Below are 21,779 nucleotides of genomic sequence, written 5' to 3' on the forward strand. Positions count from 1 at the left end.
GCCTGAAAGGCTCTAAGCCGAGTCAAAGCGTCCCATAAATCTTTTACCTCGTTTTTGCTAACGTCGCTGGAATAGCCTTAGAAAAACAAAACCCCAGCAAAAATACTGGGGTTTATCAGTAACCTGAGCCTTTCAAGGGAAAGGCTGTATTTTTTCAGCGCGGTTTAATGTTTAAGTTCTTGATGTTTAAACTCTGAAAGATCGTTGGTGATCTCGACTTCAACGGTGTCTGCGGGTATTTTGAAGTCATAAACCCGCTCCCAACCTTCAGATTCCGGGGTGCGTTCCCAGACCGTGCCGGCATTGTACTCGACCAGTTCGGTTAGCGATGGGTCCAGTTGCGTCATCCTGGCAACATCCACCGGCAGCAGGTTGGTTGCCTCATCTTCCAGAAACTCCGGGGTTTCATAGCCAGTAAACATACGCCAGCCGGTGTCATTCAGATGGGCTGGTACGGTTTTGTACATAAAACGTACCGGTAGCTTTTCATCAAACACCAGTTTTGATACAAGCGCCAGAAAGCCATTTTTGGTCTGGGCGGTTTCATCTTCTTTGCTTAAAGGCTTATCGATATCGTCGAGACTCATAACGGCTCCGGTTGTATGTGTTAGCAAGTCCGTATTCTACGCATCTTTGGCGTTAAAGTTTAGCCACAACTGAAAGCCTGTCGAAAAACCGGGATGGTTAATGTTGGCTGGTCTAATCCTTTAATTTTGATTGTCGAAACTGCTTCGGAGTGACACCGCAAAGTCGCTTAAAAAAGCGACTGAAGTAGGCTGGATCGGAAAAGCCCAGCTGATGAGAGATATCAGAGGCGGGCTTAACAGTAAAAATCAGAGTGCGCTGAGCTTCAGTCAGCAGGCGTTGGTGGATCAGGCTTAGAGCGGTTTGATGTCTGAGCTTTTTACAGATCTCATTGAGGTGTGCTGAGGTTACACCGACATGTTCTGCGTACCAGTCGACACTGTGCTGCTTATTAAAGTTACTTTCTAACAGGTCAGTAAAACGCTTTAAGTGCTGCTCTGAGCGGCTTTTAGGTTTTGCGATCGCTTCATTAAGCCGTGTGCTTTGACGGGTTATCCAGATTGCCAGAGTCAGCAGGCGGTTCTCCAGCAGTAACTGGCGGTAACTATCTGCGCCAGCGTACTCCTCATTGATTGAGCTGAGCAGTGACGTCAGATAGAGCTGATGTTCACCGGCGGAGAGCAGGGTTGCTGCTCCGTGAGTCCAGGAGGGGGCATCGAGAAGCTTTTCTATCTGCTTAAGTAGCGGGCTGGCAACGGCGATAACGAAACCGTCAGAACCGCTCTCCCAATGAAATTTGTGGACACACTGCTCAGGTATCACCAGAAGATCACCTGCTTTCAGCGTCAGTGAACGGTTATCGACCTGAGCTGAACCCTGACCACAAAGTACAAAGAACAGCTGCATCAGATCTTTGTGCCGGTGCGGTTTGATCTGCCAGTTATTGAGTGCACTTCTCAGACTTAACTGTTCGCTGTGAACCATATCTTCAACCGGCCAGGAGGTTGATTCACCGTAAAAATCAGTAATAGGGATCTGGTGGTGATTATTGAGTTCTGACATAGGAATATTGGCTAATCTGTGTTTTGTACAATAATAAAGCATGAAATTTGCATTTTATCCATTGGTAATGTGCGTAATATACAAATTGTTGAAAACACCTACATATTGGTAACGGGGTTTTGGTAGTCCCACAACTCGATGGAGTCTCGAATGACTATAAAAAAAATGCGTGATATTGAAGGCACTACCTTTTTCGATGGACCGATGTCCACGAAGGGTTATCCAGTCAATAAAATGTTTCACTCTTTTAACTCCAAGGATGGCCGTGATGCGTTTGTCGCGGATGAAGAAGCCTATATGGAGAAGTTTAAGCTGAACGAAGCTCAGAAGCAGTGCGTGCGTGATCGCGACGTTCTGGGGCTGATCCGTGAGGGCGGCAGTATCTATTACCTGGCTAAAATCGGACCGATTCTTGGATTGAATGTACAGGATTTTGGTGGTCTGCAAACAGGTAAAACCACAGAAGAGTTTCAAGCATATCTGGACAGTCAGGGGATAGGTAAAAACAATGGCTAAAATAGTAGGCGGTATCGGTTCATCTCATATTCCAGCCATTGGCGTTGCAATGGACAAAGGTCTGGAAGACACCCCGTATTGGCGCGATTTCTTCCAGAGTTATGTGCCTCTGAGAAAATGGTTTAATGAGGTTGATCCAGACATTCTGGTGATCTTCTATAACGATCATGGTCTGGAAATGTTTCTGGATAAGAAACCTACTTTTGCTGTCGGGACTGCAGCAGAGTATGAAAATGCTGATGAAGGCTGGGGCATTAACCCAATTCCACCGGTTCGTGGTGAGACTGAGCTGTCATGGCATATCGTCAACGAGCTGGTTGAGAACGACTTCGATCCAACCGTTTGTCAGGAGATTAAGGTAGACCACGGTCTGACTGTACCTCTGACACTGATGTATCCGGCTAAGGATTACTCTAAAGTTAAAGTTATCCCTATCTGCATCAACTGCGAACGTCACCCGATGCCGAAGCTGTCGCGCTCCTATGCTTTTGGTCAGCAGATCGGCCGTGCGATTGAGTCTTTCGGTGGTGATCAGAAAGTTGTTGTGATGGGAACCGGTGGTCTTTCTCACCAGCTGGATGGTGAGCGTGCAGGTATCATCAATACCGAGTTTGATCTGCTGTGCATGGAAAAGATCGTATCCGATCCAGAGTATCTGACTAAGTACTCTCTGGAAGATATTGTTGAACTGGCGGGTGGTCAGGGTGTTGAGCTGAATATGTGGATGGCTATGCGTGGCTGTCTGACAGGTAAGGTGACCGAAGGGTATAGCAACCTGGTTGCGCCGATCTCTAATACCGCTGCGGGTATTCAGCTGCTGATCAACGAATAAGTTTGTAGCTTCACGGCTCAAATAAAAGGCCCTGACACTCTGTCAGGGCCTTTTTTTTTGTTGCTTATTCAGAGCTTTGCGATAAGCGTCTTCAGGTTTTGCTTGAGCTGGTCAGATTGTTCTGAAGAGATTGATGCCAACAGCCGGGCTTCTTCAGCCAGTGCCAGCTGTTTCATCTTCTCTCCGATCTCAGCGCCTTTAGTGGTAATCCGTGCGGTGTTTGCAGAAAGGTCTACCAGACCTTTTTCTGCCATCCAGCTGATCGTCTGATTGAGGGCTACTTCGGGCTGCATAACCCGCTCTGCAAGTTCCTGGGTATTGATCTCAGGTGAGGAGATCATGCGGGCAAGAATGCGCCACTCTTCCGGGGTAATATCATGGTGTTGTTTAAGTTTCGGATAGAGCTGAGCACTAAAGCCCTGGTAAGCCACACGCAGCAGGTAAAGCAGGTAACTGCCAACGAAATCGTCTTCCTGTGATGTTGCCGCTTGAGAGCTGTTCATCTCCGGATGTTGAGAAGAGATCGCATAGCTGCCACGGGCAAACACCAGCGGCTCGACGCTATCGTTGTAACGGTAATTAATCACTTCTCCCACCAGAATAAGGTGGTCGCCACCCTCATAAACCGCCCAGGTTTTACATTCAAACTGCGCGGCATAATTATCCAGAACAGGAGCGCCGCCAAGGCCAGCGGTATAAGCCGCGTTAGCAAACTTGTCTTCACCCCGGCTGGCAAAATTGTTGGATGTGGACACCTGATCCTGACCTAAAACGTTCACAGCAAAATGCTTTGCCTGTTCAAAGGCAGGCAGACTGTGTGCGCTTTTGTCGATGCTCCAGAGCACCAGAACCGGATCCATAGATACCGAGTTAAAACTGCTTGCGGTGACGCCAACCGGCTTGCCGTCAGCATCCAGAGTGGTGATTACCGTTACGCCGGTAGGAAACTGTGAGAGTGCGCGACGAAAATCTTTTGGGTCGAATTCTGTCTGAGACATGGAGGGTCACCTTTGATAAATAGTGTAGCGATGTCGTTATTATTGTATCTGTCGTTGATATGCCGGACAGGACAAAACTTAATATATTAATTAATTATAGAGGCAGATCTGCTGGTTAACATATAATTTTCACTGCTTTAATTGTACTTTTCATAAGCTATTTACCCGTGGCTGTGAATAGTAAGCATTGTAAAGAAGATTTAACTGATTGAAATTATATGCTAATTTTTTCCTTCTCTGTACTGGCTGGCGGTAATGCCTGCATTTCTGCGGAAAAAACGTGCGAAATAAGCCGGGTCTTTGAAGCCCAACTGGTAGCTTATCTCCGTGATCGGTGCAGAAGAGTATGTTAACAGGCGTCTGGCTTCCTGCATCAGTCGCTCCATAATCAGCCGCTTGGAGGGTAGTCCGGCCAGACGTCTGCAAATCTCATTCAGGCGAGCCTCAGTCACACTGATCATTGCAGAATAGCGGGCCAGGGAGAGATGTTCATGAAAATGGGCTTCAATCAACTCATTGAAGCGGTGAAATATGCGGACATCCTCTTTACGTATTTTTTGTTTTTTCTGGGTTTGATCTGATAGCCGGGTAATATCGATGAGTACCAGTTGGAGCAGTGCTTTCAGTGCCAGCGAGTGTTCCATGCTGTTATGATCGTTCTCATCGGCCATCAGGCTGAGCATGTAGAGCATTCTCTTTGCGGTGGCATCATAATCGGGTGACAGGGCAACGCACAAGGGATTATTCATAATGCCATTGTTACCCCAGCGGGTTGGTCCCATCTCGCCCATCAGCTCCCACACAAGTTGTTGTCTTGCGGTAATCACATGACCGGTAGCATCATTGTCAGTGACGAAAGCGTGGGGAATGGTCGGTGGAGTCAGGAAAAACATTGGCCCGTCGACGGTGTAGCTTGTCTCATCCAGATGAACCCGCACCGTGCCATTGAGAATGACATGAATCTGATAAAAGCGATCATGGTGGTGAACGGGCATATTACGGCCGAAAAAATCCGCCAGCTTTTCCAGTTGTTCGTAATGTATCTCTGCATCGATGTAATGCTGATCGTAGGCCTTGCCGATATCGATATTAGGGATATCGGCTGACGGGCTGTTGCTTTGGGCAAGTGGTGTAGAGTGACTGCTCATCGCTTTGCTTCTGTCGGTTAGGTTTTCCATATCAGGGTATCACCTTATTATAGCTGTGAAACTGCATCTGTGAGGCTGTCATGTTATAGGTTGATTTGTACAAGTTCTATCTGGTAATAGCCGGTTCTGTTTGATCTGGTTTCACTTGAAGTACTATTTCATGTGCTTTTTGTCCTGTTTTTATAGTAGTCATAGTATAAATATACTTCACATATTAACAATGAAAAGTACAAGTTAGCCTGTGAAAGATCCATTTTATTCTGCCGGTGTGTCATCAATAATGTATGCAGAAGTTTGATAGATGGCCCTGAATCAGGGGTGTGAGTACATAGGGTTCAGTAGGCCGCTGTTGCGACAACAATAATGAGAAAGGTAATGAGTGATGCAAAGACCAAATCCGATGCTGGATGAGCTTAAAAAAATTCTCCCTGCTATCGCGGCAAATGCTGTTGAGGCAGAGAAGCTGAGACAAGTGCCAGAGGAAAATATCCGTCTGTTAAAATCGATTAAGCTGCATCGCGCCTTACAGCCTAAAGCTTATGGCGGTTTAGAATTGTCACTGCCAGAAGTGACCGATTGTGTTGCAGCCCTTGCCGGGGCGTGTGGTGGTACTGCCTGGGCTTTCAGCCTGCTGATCACTCACAGCCATCAGATGGCGATGTTCTCAAAAGAAGCGCAGGAAGAGTTTTGGGGAGAAAATCCGGATGCAGTCGCCAGTAGCTCCATCGCTCCATTTGGTAAGACCGAAGAGTGCGAAGGTGGCGTTATCTTTAACGGCGATATGAAGTGGAGCTCCGGTTGTGATCACGCTGAGTGGGCGATTCTTGGCTTCCTGCGTGATAATCCAGAAACCGGTGAAAAGGATTACTGTTTCGGTGTTGTGCCTGCCAGCGATTACGAAATTGAAGATGACTGGTACTCTGCCGGTATGAAATCTTCAGGCACTAAGACCCTTAAAATTAAAGAAAATACCTTTATTCCAGAGCATCGTATCGAGAAAGCTAAAGCGATGATGACGGGACAGTCTTCCGGTTTTGGCCTCTATCCCGACAGTAAGATTTTTTACGCACCCTACCGCCCATACTTCGCATGTGGTTTCGCCGCAATGGCCCTGGGTATCGCAGAACGGATGCTTGAGGTCTACAAGAACCTGACTAAGAACCGTACCCGTGCTTACACCCTTGCTGCTTCAGGTAAAGAGGTTGCCCCTCTGATGCGTCTGGCTGAATCGACCCATCAGGTTGCCGCTGCAAGAGCATTCATGGAGAAAACCTGGGATGAGCACAAAGCGTTTGGTGAACAGCATCGTTACCCAACGGATGAAGAACTGGCGTTCTGGCGTACCAATCAGGCTTATGCGGTGAAAATGTGCTGTGATGCGGTAAACCGTTTGTTTGAAGTGTCCGGTGGTTCAACCTGGATCCACGACAACGAGATTCAGCGTTTGTGGAGAGATTGCAACATGACAGCGGCACACGCTTACACTGATTACGATGTTTGTAAACAGATTCTGGGGCGCTCGCTGATGGGGATGGAGCCTGATCCTACGATGGTTTAGGTTTTAATCTTTGAAAGCCCGCGATTATCGCGGGCTTTTTTTGTCGGGTCCTGATCAATAATCCAATCTCTTCCAGCTAAAAATATTTATAAAAGTGTTAGTATTGCCGACTTAGTTTTGTCACTCTAGGCTAAAACTGTTTTTTACACATATAGGTTTGCATGAAAGCACCAAAATCTCTTCTGCCTCTGATCGACGAGGGGTTGATCGACGAAGTCATTAGCCGGTTAATGAGCGGTAAAGAGGCTGACATCTATATCGTCAACTGTGCCGGTCAGATTCGCTGCGCCAAGGTTTACAAAGATGCCGTGAAGCGTAGCTTTAAGAATGCAGCTCAATACCAGGAAGGCCGGAAGGTTCGCAGCGGTCGTCGTGCCCGGGCGATGGAAAAGAACTCTGCCTATGGTCGCAAACAGCAGGAGGAGATCTGGCAGAACGCTGAAGTGGATGCGCTGGCAAGGTTGTACCGGGCTGGAGTGCGGGTTCCTGAAACCTTTGGTTGTATCGATGGGGTTCTGTTGATGGAACTGGTGGTGGATGATGAGGGGGATGTCGCTCCTCGTCTTGGTGATGTCTTGCTCACTGAAGAGCAGGCGCTGGAAGATTATGCCGTGATGATGCACTACATAAAGCTGATGCTGTGTGAAGGCATTGTTCATGGTGATCTGTCAGAGTTTAATGTGCTGGTGGATGAATATGGTCCGGTCGTGATTGATCTGCCTCAGGCGGTTGATGCGTCAGCGAATAACAGTGCGAGGTCAATGCTGTTGCGTGATGTCAATAATATGACCCGTTACTATTCCCAGTTTGCCCCGGTGCTGAGTCTGTCCCGCTTTGGTGAGGAGATGTGGGCGCTGTACGAAGAGGGGGAGCTGAAGCCAGAAACTGAGCTGACCGGCCTCTATGACGGTGATGCCGATAGCGCTGATGTTGACTCTGTATTGGAGGAGATCAAAGCGGTTATGCAGGAGGAACGTGAGCGGCAGGAGCGGCTGAAAGAGGCTGAGGGGATTTAATTTCCGACCGGCCTGGTCCTCTACAGGCCGTTAGTTAAATAAAAACCCGCATGCTGCGGGCTTTTTAGTCAGTATCTTTCGCTTACGCTGTCCTGTTATGTATTCGCGGTGATAATATCCCGTAACACCATCGGCAGGATGCCTTTATGACGTATCTGATCCAGCTCGGATGAGGTATCGATACGCGACAGCAGCTCGATCTGCTGAGATGAGCCATCCGCTCGGTGAATGGTCAGTTCTACTGAGCCTCTGGGCTCAAGTGTATCAATACCATTCAGGTCAAAGGTTTCTGATCCATCCAGATTGAGAGATGCCCGTGTGACCCCTTGCGGTAATTGCAGCGGTAAAACACCCATTCCTACCAGATTGGATTTGTGAATACGCTCAAAACTTTCAGCAATAATCGCTCTGACACCCAGCAGAGCAGGTCCTTTCGCGGCCCAGTCTCGTGACGATCCGGTGCCATACAGTTTGCCGCCAAATACAACAGTGGATCTGCCTTCTTCACGGTAACGTGCAGCCGCGTCGTAAATAGACATCTGAACAGGCTCGCCGGCAGCCGGGTGATAACGGGTGACAGCGCCCGTGGTGCCAGGCAGCATCAGGTTTCTGGCTTTAGTATTGCCAAAAATACTGCGCAGCATGACGTGGTGGTTGCCCCGGCGCGCCCCAAGTGATGTCAGATCGCCCTCTGCAACACCTTGCGAGATCAGGTATTCGCCAGGAGGGGAGTCTGGACGTATGCGGCTTACCGGTGAAATATGGTCAGTGGTGGTATTGTCATCACACATCACCAGCATGCGTGCCCCTGAGATATTGTTTAGCGCGTCCTCAGGAGTTTCCAGTGAGAAGCCGTCGAAGAAAGAGATCTCCTGGATGTAGGTTGAATCTGGATCCCAGTCATAAACGGGACCGGTTGGCGATGCCAGGTTCTGCCAGGTCTCAGGGCCGTCGAGGGCGTTCTCATAGGTTTCTCTGAAGGCTTTCGGATCCATACATTCATGCATGGTCTGAGTGATTTCAGCGTTGCTCGGCCAGATATCTTTAAGGAAAACATCGTTGCCTTTTGCATCCTGACCAATTGGCTGAGTGGTCACATCAATATTCACGTTGCCTGCAATGGCCATGGCAACAACCAGTGGTGGTGACATGAGGAAGTTGGTATCAACATCCGGATGCACACGGCCTTCAAAGTTTCGGTTACCGGATAAAACAGAGGCTGCGATAATATCGTGGTTTTGCAACGCTTCTTCAATGCTCGGTGCCAGAGGGCCGGAATTACCCACGCAGGTTGTACACCCATAACCGGCGGTATTAAAGCCCAGTGCATCCAGATGCTGTTGTAGTCCCGCCCTGGTTAAAAAGTCGGTTGCAACCGGTGATCCCGGTGCCAGAGATGTTTTAACGCCATCGGGTACTTTCATCCCAAGCTCATTCGCTTTCCTGGCAAGTAAGCCGGCCGCAATCAATAAGCCGGGGTTGGATGTATTGGTGCAGGCTGTAATCGCTGCAATCACGATATCGCCGTCTTTTAACTCCCTTTCAGGTAACGGTGCGAAAATACCTGCATCGTCTGCTTTCATTGGCGTCACATTAACGACTTCAGGCTTACGCGCTCCTTCAGCCGCCGCTTTCCTGAAAACGTTGCCAAGCTCAGCCAGCGGTAACCGGTCCTGAGGCCTTTTGGGGCCGGCGACAGACGGTTCAACCGTGGCCAGATCAAGCTGAAGAAGATCGGTATAGCGTGGCAGCGGCTGGCCTGGTGTCCAGGCCATATTTTGTGCTTTATAGAATGCGAGTGGCAGATCACCATCCCTGCCGGTTGCTCTCAGGTAGTCGGCAGAGATCGCATCAAATGGGAAGAAGCCCATGGTTGCGCCATATTCAGGTGACATATTGGCGATGGTGGCCCGGTCAGGCAGGGAAAGGCTGGCGCATCCCTCGCCGATGTATTCGACAAACTTACCTACAACACCGCCCGGATAGTTTCTCAACATCTCCGTGATCGTCAGTACCAGGTCGGTCGCGGTGACTCCCTCTCTTAATGCCCCTGTGAGTTCAACACCCACGACTTCAGGGGCCAGCATCTGCATAGGCTGGCCCAGCATGGAGGCACCGGCTTCGATCCCGCCAACACCCCAGCCCACGATACCTAAAGCGTTCGCCATTGGCGTATGGCTGTCCATACCAATGAGGGTATCCGGGACCATCAGTCCATTAATGTTGAGATAGCCTTGTGCCAGATACTCCAGGTTAACCTGATGAACAATGCCGGTTTGCGGAGGAATAATCCTGATGGTTTTGAATGCCTGCGCGCCCCATTTCAAAAAGGCATAGCGCTCTCTGTTTCTGGCCGCCTCAAGCTCTCCATTGATTCTCAGAGAGGCCGGGCTGCCTGTGTTGTCCATTGTCACTGTGTGATCGATAACCAGATCTGCACGTACCAACGGCTCAATGATGGCGGGGTCCATGCCCATGCGCTGAACCGCTGAGCGCATAGCAGCAAAATCCACAATGGCTGGTGTGCCGCTCAGGTCGTGCATAATGACGCGACCTGCTGTGAAAGGTATTTCAACCGGCTGTGTGCCCTGATGTTCTGTCCAGTTTCCAAGCGCCAGAATCTGCTCAGCGGTTACGCCGTTCTGGCCAACATTTCGGGCGATACCTTCCAGAATAGGGCGAAGAGAAAAGGGCAGTTCATCAAGCTTTATACCAAAGAGTGCAGCGGTTTCTGGAAGGCTATGGTAGCGGTGTGCTGTTCCGGGGAGAGTTTTAATGGAACGGGATGGATCAAAATCGATAGGACTTGTCATATTCTATTCCTCACGCAGATGGGACGTTGCTGAACCTATAGCCTCTTTGCACGAGCCTCCGGTCATTGGAGTAGCCCGATCTCCTTGCTTAGTCATATATTCAGCCGTCAAACGAACCGCTATCACCTGCAACATAAATTATTACATTATTAAGATTGTCGACAATGTTAGCCGATTAAAGTCTTAAGGCAAGGGTGGTAGCGCTATTTTTGTCTTGATTTCATACAATTTACGACTATTTGCTAGTGCCCATAGACTGTTTTGACATTTTTGAAGTGCTGCCGGACGGGGTTTATGCAATGCAAAATGGCAGAGAGGGCTAGTCAAAAGAATAAATAAAGGGTCTGGAATAGAATCAGCATATGAAGCCACCAGGGCTGTTAAACTGAAGCCGGCAAGAGGCGAGGGGGATGGTTCTGACCGATCGATTAAATCACTATGGACACGAGCATCCGTCAACCAACTGTGTCGTAAATAACGACTGACTTATATTGACCAACCTGAAAATAAGCATCCTTTCTGAATGATTACTGTTTTTCAGCAAAGGAGCTGCTATCCCAAATTTGTAAAAACATGTAGATCTACAACCAATGTATACCATCAGGAACAGATTGATTTTGTTGCCATTTATTTTATTTATACCGACTATAAGCGCAATTTGAACTGTTTTCATTGAGCTGTTTGTTGCTTTTTCCTTATAATCTGCCGCAGATTCATAATTAGAATTAACTGAGACGAGACGCTTTACGCTATGAGTTACTATTCTGACTACCTAGAAGAAATTGAGGTTCGTAAAAAGGACCTTGGCCTGAATCCCAAACCGATTGATAGCGCAGAGCTACTTTCTGAAATCATTGCCCAGATTAAAGACGCTGGTAATGAGCATCGTGAAGCATCTTTGAACTTCTTCATCTACAACACTCTGCCTGGTACTACTCCCGCGGCTGGCGTTAAAGCGGCTTTCCTCAAAGATATCGCTCTGGGCAAAGAAACGGTTGCCGAAATCTCTCCTGAGTTTGCTCTTGAGCAGCTATCTCACATGAAAGGCGGGCCTTCTGTTGCTGCTTTGCTGGATATTGCGCTGTCTGACGACGCTCAGGCTGCTGCTGCAGGTGAGGTTCTGAAATCTCAGGTATTCCTGTACGATGCTGACTACACTCGTTTGTCTGATGCTTTCAAAGCGGGCAATGCGATCGCTAAAGATATCCTGGAAAGCTACTCAAAAGCTGAGTTCTTCACCAAGCTGGATGATATTCCAGAGAAGATCAAAGTGGTTACCTACATTGCTGCTGAGGGTGATATCTCCACTGACTTACTCTCTCCGGGCAATCAGTCCCACTCGCGTGCTGACCGTGAACTGCATGGCCTGTGCATGATTTCGCCAGAAGCTCAGCAGGAGATCGTTGAGCTGGGCAAGCAGCATCCTGACGCTAAAGTGATGCTGATTGCTGAAAAAGGCACCATGGGCGTAGGTTCTTCCCGTATGTCAGGTGTTAACAACGTGGCACTGTGGGCGGGGGAAAAAACGTCTCCATACATCCCATTCATCAATAACCGTCCGGTCGTTGCAGGTACTAATGGCATCGCGCCTATCTTCCTGACTACTGTGGGTGTAACTGGCGGTATCGGTCTGGACCTGAAAAACTGGGTTAAGAAAACTGACGCAAACGGCGAAGTTGTTCGTGACGAAAACGGTGATCCTGTACTGGAAGAAGCATATTCTGTTGCTACTGGTACCGTTCTGACTATCGATACTAAAGCGAAAAAACTGTACAACGGTGACCAGGAGCTGGTTGACGTAGCCGATGCTTTCACGCCACAAAAAGTTGAATTCATGAAAGCGGGTGGTTCTTACGCGGTAACCTTCGGTAAGAAACTGCAAACGTTCGCTGCTGAAACTCTGGGCGTTGAAGCGCCAGCTGTTTACGCGCAATCCAAAGAGATCTCTCACGAGGGTCAGGGCCTGACGGCTGTTGAAAAGATCTTCAACCGCAACGCTGTTGGTGTGGCGTCTTCTACGCCTCTTCACGCGGGCTCTGACGTTCGTGTTAAAGTGAACATTGTCGGTTCTCAGGACACTACGGGGCCTATGACCTGTCAGGAACTGGAAGCGATGGCTGCTTCTACTATTTCTGCAAGTGTTGATGGTGCCTTCCAGTCTGGTTGTCACACAGCATCTGTATGGGATAACAAAGCTAAAGCAAACACGCCTAAGCTGATGGCCTTCATGAACGCATTCGGTGTCATCACAGCACGTGATCCGAAAGGCGTTTACCACTCAATGACTGACGTTATTCACAAAGTACTGAATGACATCACCGTTGACGACCGGGCTATCATCATTGGTGGTGATTCTCACACCCGTATGTCTAAAGGTATCGCCTTTGGGGCTGACTCCGGTACTGTTGCAATTGCACTGGCGACAGGTGAGTCTGCTATGCCAATCCCTGAGTCTGTGAAGGTAACCTTCAAAGGGTCCATGAAGCCTCACATGGACTTCCGCGACATCGTTCACGCCACTCAGGCGCAGATGCTGAAGAAGTTTGGTGGTGAAAACGTATTCCAGGGTCGTGTTATTGAAGTACAGATCGGTACTCTGCTGGCTGACCAGGCCTTCACCTTCACTGACTGGACTGCAGAGATGAAAGCGAAAGCGTCTATCTGTATTTCTACAGACGAGACGCTGATTAAGTCTCTGGAACTGGCTAAGTCCCGTATCCAGATCATGATCGACAAAGGTATGGATAACGCAGCGGGCATGCTGCAAGGCCTGATCGACCTGGCTGACAAGCGTATCGCTGAAGTTAAATCTGGCGAAGCACCTGCTCTGGCTCCGGACGATAACGCTAAGTATTACGCTGAGCTGGTTGTTGACCTGGACGCAATCGATGAGCCAATGATTGCTGACCCAGACGTAAACAACGAAGATATCTCCAAGCGTTACACCCATGACGTGATCCGTCCGGCTTCTTACTATGATGGCCGTAAGGTAGATCTGGGCTTCATTGGTTCCTGTATGGTTCACAAAGGCGATATGCAGATCATCGCTGCGATGTTGCGTAACCTGGAGAAGAAAGGTCCGATCACCTTTAACGCGCCGCTGGTTGTTGCTCCACCAACGTACAACATCGTTGATGAGCTGAAAGCAGAAGGTGACTGGGAGGTTCTCGCGAAATACGCTGGCTTCACTTTCGATGATGAGCATCCAAAAGAAAAAGCGCGTACTCAGTATGAAAACATTCTCTACTTAGAGCGTCCTGGGTGTAACCTGTGTATGGGTAACCAGGAAAAAGCAGCGCCTGGTGACACTGTGCTGGCCACTTCTACCCGTCTGTTCCAGGGCCGGGTTGTAGAAGATAGTGCAGAGAAGAAAGGTGAGTCTTTGCTGGGGTCAACGCCAATGGTTGTTCTGTCTACTATCCTGGGTCGCTTCCCGACTCTGGAGGAGTATAAAGAAGCCGTTGATGGTATCAACCTGACCTCTTTTGTTCCGCCTAGTCAGGACCTGAGCGTAGCGCATACCGCTATCCCGGCTGTGCGTCTTTAATCACTGATAACGTGACTAACAAAAAGCCCTGATTCTTCAGGGCTTTTTTTATGTTTGCGGTTTGGTTTTCATTCTGACCCGCTTTTCGTTAGCCGTGATTTCGCTAAATGTAGCGTGTCAAAAGCCTGAACGTCTGGCGTTGCAGAAAACAGCCCTATAACTGGCGGGTGGAACCCGGATAGGTTGTGCTGAAAAGTATCAGGGAACTATTTACCTCAGAGTGCGCGGTGAAACTCTATTTATAGGGTTTTCTCTGTGCTCTCCGTGTCCGCTGTGGTGAGTTGCTTTCAGGCTGTTGTATCGCTCCACAGCGTATCAAATATGCTGGCATCCTTTGCCGATAAAGCGCGATGAATATAAAAAAATCCGATGCTGGTATCAACATCGGATTTTTATCAAGTCCTTCTATCGCTCTAATGCTTAAATAAACATTAGAGCGTTTCATCAGGTGATATTACGATTACGCCGTGGCGATCACGTTAGATGCTTTGTCGATATAAGAATCGATCTGATCGAAGTTCAGGTAGCGGTAAACATCGACAGACATGCTGTCAATCTTAGTCGCGTAGTTCATGTACTCTTCAACCGTCGGGATCTTACCCATCAGTGCTGCCACCGCTGCCAGTTCGGCAGACGACAGGAAGACGTTAGCACCGGTACCGAGGCGGTTGGGGAAGTTTCGGGTGGAGGTTGACACAACAGTGGTGTTATCACCGACACGGGCCTGGTTACCCATGCACAGTGAACAGCCCGGCATCTCAATACGTGCACCCGCTTTACCGAAGATGTTGTAGTAACCCTCTTCGGTCAACTGAGCGGCATCCATCTTGGTCGGTGGTGCGATCCACATACGGGTTGGGATCGACGCGCCAGATGCTTCCAGCAGCTTACCTGCGGCGCGGAAGTGGCCGATGTTGGTCATGCAGGAACCGATGAATACTTCATCAATGTGGGTGCCGGCAACTTCCGACAGCAGCTTAACGTCATCAGGGTCGTTCGGGCAGGCCAGGATGGGCTCTTTAACATCTTCCAGATCGATCTCGATCACGGCAGCATAGTCTGCGTCAGCATCGCCTTCCATCAGTTCAGGATTCGCCAACCACTCTTCCATGCCCTTGATGCGGCGCTCAATTGTGCGTGGGTCACCGTAACCTTCAGCAATCATCCACTTCAGCATGGTGATGTTGGAGTTGAGGTACTCTTTGATCGGCTCAGCATCCAGCTTGATAGAACACGCAGCAGCAGAGCGTTCAGCTGCGGAGTCAGACAGCTCGAACGCCTGTTCAACTTTCAGATCCGGAAGACCTTCAATTTCCAGAATACGGCCGGAGAAGATGTTTTTCTTGCCTGATTTTGCAACGGTCAGCAGGCCCTGTTTGATCGCGTAATAGGGGATCGCGTTAACCAGATCGCGCAGGGTGATGCCCGGCTGCAGTTTAGTGCCCTTGAAGCGCACCAGAACCGATTCAGGCATATCCAGAGGCATAACGCCGGTCGCCGCTGCGAAGGCTACCAGACCAGAACCTGCCGGGAATGAGATGCCGATCGGGAAGCGGGTGTGAGAGTCGCCGCCGGTACCAACAGTATCAGGCAGCAGCATACGGTTCAGCCAGGAGTGGATGACACCGTCACCTGGACGCAGGGATACGCCGCCGCGGTTCATAATAAAGTCTGGAAGAGTGTGATGTGTTTGTACATCAACGGGTTTAGGATAAGCCGCTGTGTGACAGAAAGACTGCATGGTCAGGTCGGCAGAGAAGCCAAGACATGCCAGATCTTTCAGTTCGTCGCGGGTCATCGGGCCCGTTGTGTCCTGAGAGCCTACTGTGGTCATCTTAGGTTCGCAGTATGTGCCTGGGCGAACGCCTGCCACGCCACATGCTTTACCCACCATCTTCTGAGCCAGAGAGTAGCCTTTACCTGTATCAGCAGGCTGTTCGGGTTTGCGGAACAGATCAACCGGGCCCAGGCCAAGCGCCTCTCGGGCGCGGTCAGTCAGCCCCCGGCCAATGATCAGCGGGATACGACCTCCGGCACGAACTTCGTCCAGCAGTACCTGTGTTTTCAATGCGAATTCACACAGAGTTTCGCCAGTTTCAGCATTGACTGCTTTGCCTTCATACGGATAGATGTCAACGACATCGCCCATATTCATCTTGTCTACATCCATTTCGATCGGCAGGGCGCCTGCATCTTCCATGGTGTTGAAGAAGATAGGAGCGATCTTGCCGCCGAAGCAGTAACCGCCGGCGCGCTTGTTGGGTACATGCGGAATATCGTCACCGAAAAACCACAGTACGGAGTTGGTTGCAGATTTACGCGAAGAGCCGGTACCCACTACGTCACCTACGTAGGCAACCGGGTAGCCCTTTGCTTTTACCTCTTCAATCTGCTTCAGTGGACCAACCGAACCTGGCTGAACGGGTTCGATACCTTCACGTTCCATTTTCAGCATCGCATTGGCGTGCAATGGGATATCCGGCCGGGTGAAGGCATCGGGAGCAGGGGACAGGTCGTCTGTATTCGTTTCACCCGGTACTTTGAATACGGTAACGGTGATCTTCTCAGGCAGTTCAGGCTTAGAGGTGAACCATTCGCCAGCCGCCCAGGATTCCAGAACCTGTTTAGCGAACGTGTTGCCATTGTCCGCTTTATCTTTTACATCATGGAATGCGTCAAACATCAGCAGTGTATGGGACAGAGCCTTTACTGCAGTCGGCGCAAGATCATCTTCATCAAGCGCCGCGATCAGTGGCTGGATGTTATATCCGCCCAGCATAGTGCCGAGCAGTTGAACGGCTCTGATTTTGTCAATCAGTGGCGATTCGGCTTCACCTTTTGCGATTGCAGCCAGAAAACCAGCTTTAACATAGGCTGCCTGGTCAACACCAGCAGGTACACGGTTTTCCAAGAGGTCAAGGATAAATGCTTCTTCGCCAGCAGGAGGGTTTTTTAATAAGTCAACCAGCGCTGCAGTCTGATCTGCATCCAGTGGTTTTGCCGGCACGCCTTCCTGGGCGCGTTCTTCTACATGTTTACGGTAAGCTTCAAGCACGATATACCCCTCATCTGTTATCTCTGTCAGACAATATTGGTATGTAACGGTCTGACAGTCGACCGGTAATCTTAGACGCCTAACTTAAATCTAGCTTAAATTGGCGCATAAATTTTAGCCTAAATGCACTCTAAAGTTAAGATTTGTAGGAAGTTTTACCGCTAATACTTTTGATTCAGGTATAGTGGATAATCGGCTAAGTTAATGTATTCATAGTTAAAATAGTGGGTGAGATCTATGTGATGCAGATCAACGTTATCTCCTGCGAATTACAAAAGCCTGAGTGATTTATGTATTATTCAACTTAAGTCACTAAAATGTGTACTTATCATTACCCAAGCACATGTATTTATATTAACGTTAGTTACTAGTTAGTCCGGTTGAGTGATCAACAGTTGTCGGATTCAGTAAATCTTAGTAGTAGAGGGCGGGCTTGTGAATTCACCAATTTGGGCGGCAGTTTCCGGCTGGGAACTGAATGCTGAGCTTGAAGGGCTAAATGCTCTTAACATTGAGACTCTTTTTACCGCATTAGAGGGTAAAGAGCTAATCTATGACGGGCCACACAAGTCTGTTTTATTGCATCATTTCAATCGTTTGGTAGCCTCCCGGCCCAATAACCTGCGTAATCAGGTGCAGCGGGTGTATCTGTCTATCTTATGTCATGATGAGGCTGAACTGACCGGTGCGCTGCTGGATCTGTCTCTGACCCTTGAAGGTAAGGGGCAGGCGTTGCGTAAACGGCTGTTAGAGCAGGGGGCCGATCTGATCAGAAAAGAAGATCTTGAGCTGTTTCAGGCAGCTCTGGCAGATGGCGATAATTACAGATTGTTACAATTAAACAAACAGAAATCTGTGCTCTGTAACGGTAGCTTTTCACTGCATTAATCTCTATTTTAATTTCTCACTATAACGGGGTGGGCGTAGTTGTGGGGGTATCTCATATCAAGTTGAATAAGCGTGCTGCAAGCAATGTCATTAAGCTGGGAATCGTCGGCTTTGAGTTGCAATCTAAAACAGCGATGGATCTGTTCTTTATGCAGCACCGCAGTGTGTACAGTCTGGTCTCGACTGAGCATGCTGATGTTCTGATCATCGATATGGAGCACCCGGCTGTAAAACCGGTTGTTGAGCAATATCGCAATAGCCGCCCAATTATTGCAGTTACTGCCACTGAGAATCAGTTTCCCGGATTTGAGACGCTACGCAAACCCCTCGATGGTAAACGTCTGATTAAAGCGATCAACCAGGCAATTGAGTCTTTTGTTCCCGCTGATGGCGATCAGCAACCTGATAATCAGGTTCGCAATGAAGGCGAAAAAGCGTTTCAGGCCTATCAGAAACGCCTGGCTACGGGGCGTCAGGCAATGGCCGATTATAAAACCATCACCTCAGACCGTGATCAGAGCTCTTCTGAAGTACGACAGCGGTTTCAGCTTGGTAGCCAGCCCGCCCCGGTGAATCCGGAGAGTGATGGCGACGTTGTTAAGGTTGAGGCTGATACTGTTGCTGTTCCCCCTAAGGCGCAGGTTGAGTCAGCAGTGGTCGTGCCGGTTGGACGTAAAACTGCAGAAAAGAAACCTCAGGATGTCAAAGCCAGACTCTCCTATCAGATGGTCTATGAATGTTGTGGCAACGCCCCTGATGTCAATATGTATGAACCGGATCAGCGGCGCAGGGTTTTCTTTAAAGAGGATTCGACCCTGCTGGCAATCTTGCAGCAGGCCATTGTTGAAGGTGAGGCGCAGAAGGTGCCGGTGGAGATTACCGGATTACCCGGAACGCTGGCATATATTCCTGAACATAAGAAGTTTCTTTTTGATTTCAGTGAAGACCTTCTGATCCCTCTGGCGCTTACCCGTTTCGGTTATCAGGAGCTTACGCTGAAGGTGCGTCCGGATCTGGATCTTGAGCGACCAAGTATGACTGGATCAAAAGTTTTACTGGTGGAAAGTGATGAGATGATCTGGAAACTGGCACTCTGGACATCGAAAGGGCGTCTTAACCGCAATATAGACCCGGAGCAGCCCCATCGGCTGACACAGCGTCTCGATTTTGACCGTCTGCTGGCAATACCTCATGCGACTACAATCAGCAGTTTGTGGGGAAGGCATAGTCTGTCAGCGCTGGAAGTGGTAAAAGTGCTTAAGATTCACCAGCGTTATGTGTTTTCATTTATGACGGCCGCCCATGCTCTGGGTGCGTTCAGGTCGTAATAAGCAGCAGTTGATGGCCCTTAATTTCTTCTGTAGTAATGTGGCAATTCAGGGATTTATTTAGTAACTAATAAAAATGTAGCCGGAGATATTTTGGTGGGAGATTACAATCAGGACTCCATTCGTTATATCGCTATCACCCCTAGCGGAGCTTACTTTGCCACATTAAATTCAGCCCCGGATGACGCGAGGGCGATGTTGTTGCAGTTGCTCTCTACTGATTTTGAACTGCTCTACTCGCTGGAACTGGTGGCTGAGCTGGCTGATCTGGATGAGACCCAGGCTATGGGCTTATTCCAGCAGTTACTCGACCGGGGATTCGTAGCACTATCTGAAACACCTCCCGAGATAAAGCGGGGGCCGCTTGAAGATATTCTGCCCGACCTTCTGCAACAGATATCGGATAGTGGCAAGGCGCTGTTGGCAGATGACCAGGGTTTTTGCCTCTCTTCAACGGGGTATTCTGCTGAACAATCAGAAACCCTGGCGGCACTGGCTGCCGATCTGCTCTCTTTGCAGGAACGTCATAAACATATTTTAACCAGTGATCTGGAATTAGCCGGAGACTCCTGGGGCATTATGAACGCGGCAGGGCAAAGCCAGCTGGGTTTTTGGGTGATCTATATCGGTCATCAGCGCTTCACGCTGGTTATATCTGATATGCCTAAACTGAATCAGCAGGCGTTTGCTGAAATACTGGCGAGCCTGGCTCGTCGATACCTTGATTACTAATTAATAGTTTTAATGAACTCCCATATAGGGAAAATAAATGGAAGGAGTGTTCTATGCGTTCTGAGATGCTGACCTCAATTTTGAGTGATCTCAACGGCACATCTGCTGATATCGAAGCCTCTGCGGTAATTTCTACAGATGGTCTGATGATTGCGGCGCTGCTGCCATCAAGTATGGATGAAGACCGCGTTGGTGCAATGAGTGCTGCCATGTTGTCTCTGGGAGAGCGTACCGCGAAAGAGCTGGCCCGGGGTGAACTTGAGCAGGTGCTGGTCAAAGGGGATGAGGGTTATATCCTGATGACCCATGCGAATCAGGACTCAGTACTGACTGTTGTTGCTAAACCGAATGCACGTCTGGGTCTGATATTCCTGGACGTTAAGCGTGCGGCAGAGGCGATCGGTAAGATCCTTTAATCGTAAACATCCGGCACCGGTTATGGATTAACAGCTATCAGGGAAGATGTGCGGTGCCTGAGCGAAGAAGGCTGTAAGTATGTCTGAGCAAGACACAGGAGAAGTACGTACTGTTGAAATAGCATATTTTGATGGTACGAAACGTACAACAGACATTGTTGATCGGGAAGTTCCTTATCCTGATGGCAAGCTGATTGTGTCCCGAACCGATCCGCAGGGTATTATTACCCATGCGAATCAGGCATTTATAGATATGTCCGGTTACTCGGAAGATGAGCTGATCGGAACCAATCATTACATCTTACGACATCCCGATATGCCTGCAGTGGCGTTTAAAGGGCTCTGGGATACTATCGAGCAGGGAACAAAGTGGCACGGTTATGTTAAAAATTTACGTAAAGACGGTGCCTATTACTGGGTAAAAGCGACCGTGATTCCGAACATTCGTAATGGCCAGTTGGTTGGTTATACCTCGGTTCGGCGTAAGCCTTCACGCAGTAAGATTGTTGAGAGCGAAGCGTTGTACAAAACATTGTTGGCTGAGGAGTGATAAAGATGACATTTAATCTCACGGTCAGCCCTGATTTTGCCCCCGATCATATCTCAGGGTGGTATTTTTTCAATACCTGGCTGCAGCGTAAACTGGGTGTTGGTATTCATCTTGAACTGTATGATAGTTTTGACGCACAACGCGAAGATATTCGTGCCGAAAAATTTGACCTGATTTACGCAAACCCTTACGACGCCTCCATGCTGGTGCGGGAGATGGGGTTTCAGGCGGTAGTGAAGCCGGCCAGTAAGTCTGATGAAACGATTATTGCTGTTAACGCTGAATCTCCATTTCACACGGTAGAAGATCTTATCTCTGGCTGTCGCGTAGCAACCACAGATGACCCGGATGTACATACCATGGGGATGATCATGCTGGAGTCGGCGGATCTGGACAAAAACAATACTGAGATTAAGCAGCACAGCAGTTATGTTGTCGTGGCGAAAAATCTGTTAAACGGCGATGCGGATGCCGGTTTTTTCCTTAAAGATGCGTACGATGAGTTGTCTGAGCTGATCCGTTCGAAAATGCGTGTTCTGGTGAGTAGTCAGATCAGTGTAGTACATCACAGCTTGCTGGTGGGGCCGAGGATGGCGGAGCATATCCCTGCCATTCAGACCGCTTTGCTAACGATGCATGATGATGAGAAAGGTAAGGGGGTCCTCGAAAGCATGGATATCGAGACCTGGGAACCTATGGACTCAGAGCAGACTGAGTTTATGATAGACCTGATCGATACACTGATAGATTAACCGAGATTTTCTCACTATAAAAAACGCCCCGGACGAGGGCGTT

17 protein-coding genes are annotated in these 21,779 nt (G+C 49.0%); 11 read left to right on the plus strand and 6 right to left on the minus strand.

Annotated elements, in window-relative coordinates:
• Nucleotides 1-164: 164 nt before the first annotated feature.
• On the minus strand, nucleotides 165-587 hold the full coding sequence (locus tag JW499_RS18175; RefSeq protein ID WP_205211918.1) for an immunity protein Imm33 domain-containing protein: 423 nt from the start codon (nucleotides 585-587) through the stop codon (nucleotides 165-167).
• 112 nt (nucleotides 588-699) lie between these two features.
• On the minus strand, nucleotides 700-1,587 hold the full coding sequence (locus JW499_RS18180) for a helix-turn-helix domain-containing protein (protein WP_205211919.1): 888 nt from the start codon (nucleotides 1,585-1,587) through the stop codon (nucleotides 700-702).
• A gap of 150 nt (nucleotides 1,588-1,737) precedes the next feature.
• Between JW499_RS18180 and JW499_RS18185 the strand changes: the two genes are divergently transcribed.
• Both JW499_RS18185 and JW499_RS18190 read left to right on the plus strand, forming a co-directional pair.
• On the plus strand, nucleotides 1,738-2,103 hold the full coding sequence (locus tag JW499_RS18185; protein WP_205211920.1) for a protocatechuate 3,4-dioxygenase: 366 nt from the start codon (nucleotides 1,738-1,740) through the stop codon (nucleotides 2,101-2,103).
• Nucleotides 2,096-2,935: a class III extradiol dioxygenase family protein gene (locus JW499_RS18190; RefSeq protein WP_205211921.1), complete on the plus strand. Its 840-nt coding sequence runs from the start codon at nucleotides 2,096-2,098 to the stop codon at nucleotides 2,933-2,935. Before JW499_RS18185 ends, JW499_RS18190 begins: the two co-directional genes overlap by 8 nt.
• 68 nt (nucleotides 2,936-3,003) lie before the next feature.
• Here JW499_RS18190 and JW499_RS18195 read toward each other — a convergent pair whose 3' ends face one another.
• Nucleotides 3,004-3,933 carry a flavin reductase gene (locus tag JW499_RS18195; protein ID WP_205211922.1) on the minus strand — a complete coding sequence of 310 codons (930 nt, stop codon included), beginning with the start codon at nucleotides 3,931-3,933 and terminating at the stop codon, nucleotides 3,004-3,006.
• Nucleotides 3,934-4,154: 221 nt separating this feature from the next.
• Nucleotides 4,155-5,111 (minus strand): 4-hydroxyphenylacetate catabolism regulatory protein HpaA, encoded by a 957-nt coding sequence (gene hpaA / locus JW499_RS18200; protein WP_232846507.1) that lies wholly within the window; start codon nucleotides 5,109-5,111, stop codon nucleotides 4,155-4,157.
• A gap of 352 nt (nucleotides 5,112-5,463) precedes the next feature.
• Between hpaA and JW499_RS18205 the strand changes: the two genes are divergently transcribed.
• Nucleotides 5,464-6,639, plus strand: a complete 1,176-nt coding sequence (locus JW499_RS18205; protein WP_205211923.1) for a p-hydroxyphenylacetate 3-hydroxylase oxygenase component — start codon at nucleotides 5,464-5,466, stop codon at nucleotides 6,637-6,639.
• Between the two features lie 161 nt (nucleotides 6,640-6,800).
• Nucleotides 6,801-7,655 carry a PA4780 family RIO1-like protein kinase gene (locus tag JW499_RS18210; RefSeq protein WP_205211924.1) on the plus strand — a complete coding sequence of 285 codons (855 nt, stop codon included), beginning with the start codon at nucleotides 6,801-6,803 and terminating at the stop codon, nucleotides 7,653-7,655.
• 95 nt (nucleotides 7,656-7,750) lie between these two features.
• Here the strand turns inward: JW499_RS18210 and acnA are convergent, their stop codons facing one another.
• The gene (gene acnA / locus JW499_RS18215) at nucleotides 7,751-10,468 is read right to left on the minus strand and encodes an aconitate hydratase AcnA (RefSeq protein WP_205211925.1); all 2,718 of its coding nucleotides are present in this window, start codon (nucleotides 10,466-10,468) and stop codon (nucleotides 7,751-7,753) included.
• Between the two features lie 751 nt (nucleotides 10,469-11,219).
• Here acnA and JW499_RS18220 point away from each other — a divergent pair.
• The gene (locus JW499_RS18220; RefSeq protein WP_205211926.1) at nucleotides 11,220-14,015 is read left to right on the plus strand and encodes a bifunctional aconitate hydratase 2/2-methylisocitrate dehydratase; all 2,796 of its coding nucleotides are present in this window, start codon (nucleotides 11,220-11,222) and stop codon (nucleotides 14,013-14,015) included.
• Between the two features lie 460 nt (nucleotides 14,016-14,475).
• On the opposite strand, the gene acnB is transcribed toward JW499_RS18220, so the two are convergent.
• On the minus strand, nucleotides 14,476-17,070 hold the full coding sequence (gene acnB / locus JW499_RS18225) for a bifunctional aconitate hydratase 2/2-methylisocitrate dehydratase (RefSeq protein WP_205211927.1): 2,595 nt from the start codon (nucleotides 17,068-17,070) through the stop codon (nucleotides 14,476-14,478).
• A 435-nt stretch (nucleotides 17,071-17,505) separates the two neighbouring features.
• Between acnB and JW499_RS18230 the strand changes: the two genes are divergently transcribed.
• From JW499_RS18230 to JW499_RS18255, 6 genes are all read left to right on the plus strand, one after another.
• Nucleotides 17,506-17,958, plus strand: coding sequence for a hypothetical protein (locus JW499_RS18230; RefSeq protein ID WP_205211928.1), 453 nt, complete (start codon nucleotides 17,506-17,508; stop codon nucleotides 17,956-17,958).
• A 41-nt stretch (nucleotides 17,959-17,999) separates the two neighbouring features.
• Nucleotides 18,000-19,286 (plus strand): hypothetical protein, encoded by a 1,287-nt coding sequence (locus JW499_RS18235; protein WP_205211929.1) that lies wholly within the window; start codon nucleotides 18,000-18,002, stop codon nucleotides 19,284-19,286.
• Between the two features lie 96 nt (nucleotides 19,287-19,382).
• Nucleotides 19,383-20,018, plus strand: coding sequence for a hypothetical protein (locus JW499_RS18240; protein ID WP_205211930.1), 636 nt, complete (start codon nucleotides 19,383-19,385; stop codon nucleotides 20,016-20,018).
• Between the two features lie 53 nt (nucleotides 20,019-20,071).
• Entirely contained in the window at nucleotides 20,072-20,434 is a 363-nt protein-coding gene (locus JW499_RS18245) for a roadblock/LC7 domain-containing protein (protein ID WP_019622314.1), read from the plus strand.
• A 79-nt stretch (nucleotides 20,435-20,513) separates the two neighbouring features.
• Nucleotides 20,514-20,984, plus strand: coding sequence for a PAS domain-containing protein (locus JW499_RS18250; protein WP_205211931.1), 471 nt, complete (start codon nucleotides 20,514-20,516; stop codon nucleotides 20,982-20,984).
• Between the two features lie 5 nt (nucleotides 20,985-20,989).
• Nucleotides 20,990-21,736, plus strand: a complete 747-nt coding sequence (locus tag JW499_RS18255; RefSeq protein WP_091355367.1) for a phosphate/phosphite/phosphonate ABC transporter substrate-binding protein — start codon at nucleotides 20,990-20,992, stop codon at nucleotides 21,734-21,736.
• Nucleotides 21,737-21,779: the final 43 nt, after the last annotated feature.

The organism is Amphritea pacifica, from assembly GCF_016924145.1.
Taxonomy (GTDB): domain Bacteria; phylum Pseudomonadota; class Gammaproteobacteria; order Pseudomonadales; family Balneatricaceae; genus Amphritea; species Amphritea pacifica.

What these genes read in the sequence shown, in the direction of transcription:
- JW499_RS18185 (WP_205211920.1), top strand. Translation starts at nt 1,738, where the DNA reads ATGACTATAAAAAAAATGCGTGATATTGAAGGCACTACCTTTTTCGAT.
- hpaA (WP_232846507.1), bottom strand. Translation starts at nt 5,111, where the DNA reads ATGGAAAACCTAACCGACAGAAGCAAAGCGATGAGCAGTCACTCTACA.
- JW499_RS18250 (WP_205211931.1), top strand. Translation starts at nt 20,514, where the DNA reads ATGTCTGAGCAAGACACAGGAGAAGTACGTACTGTTGAAATAGCATAT.
- JW499_RS18180 (WP_205211919.1), bottom strand. Translation starts at nt 1,587, where the DNA reads ATGTCAGAACTCAATAATCACCACCAGATCCCTATTACTGATTTTTAC.
- JW499_RS18175 (WP_205211918.1), bottom strand. Translation starts at nt 587, where the DNA reads ATGAGTCTCGACGATATCGATAAGCCTTTAAGCAAAGAAGATGAAACC.
- JW499_RS18210 (WP_205211924.1), top strand. Translation starts at nt 6,801, where the DNA reads ATGAAAGCACCAAAATCTCTTCTGCCTCTGATCGACGAGGGGTTGATC.
- acnA (WP_205211925.1), bottom strand. Translation starts at nt 10,468, where the DNA reads ATGACAAGTCCTATCGATTTTGATCCATCCCGTTCCATTAAAACTCTC.
- JW499_RS18220 (WP_205211926.1), top strand. Translation starts at nt 11,220, where the DNA reads ATGAGTTACTATTCTGACTACCTAGAAGAAATTGAGGTTCGTAAAAAG.
- JW499_RS18205 (WP_205211923.1), top strand. Translation starts at nt 5,464, where the DNA reads ATGCAAAGACCAAATCCGATGCTGGATGAGCTTAAAAAAATTCTCCCT.
- JW499_RS18190 (WP_205211921.1), top strand. Translation starts at nt 2,096, where the DNA reads ATGGCTAAAATAGTAGGCGGTATCGGTTCATCTCATATTCCAGCCATT.
- JW499_RS18255 (WP_091355367.1), top strand. Translation starts at nt 20,990, where the DNA reads ATGACATTTAATCTCACGGTCAGCCCTGATTTTGCCCCCGATCATATC.
- JW499_RS18195 (WP_205211922.1), bottom strand. Translation starts at nt 3,933, where the DNA reads ATGTCTCAGACAGAATTCGACCCAAAAGATTTTCGTCGCGCACTCTCA.
- JW499_RS18245 (WP_019622314.1), top strand. Translation starts at nt 20,072, where the DNA reads ATGCGTTCTGAGATGCTGACCTCAATTTTGAGTGATCTCAACGGCACA.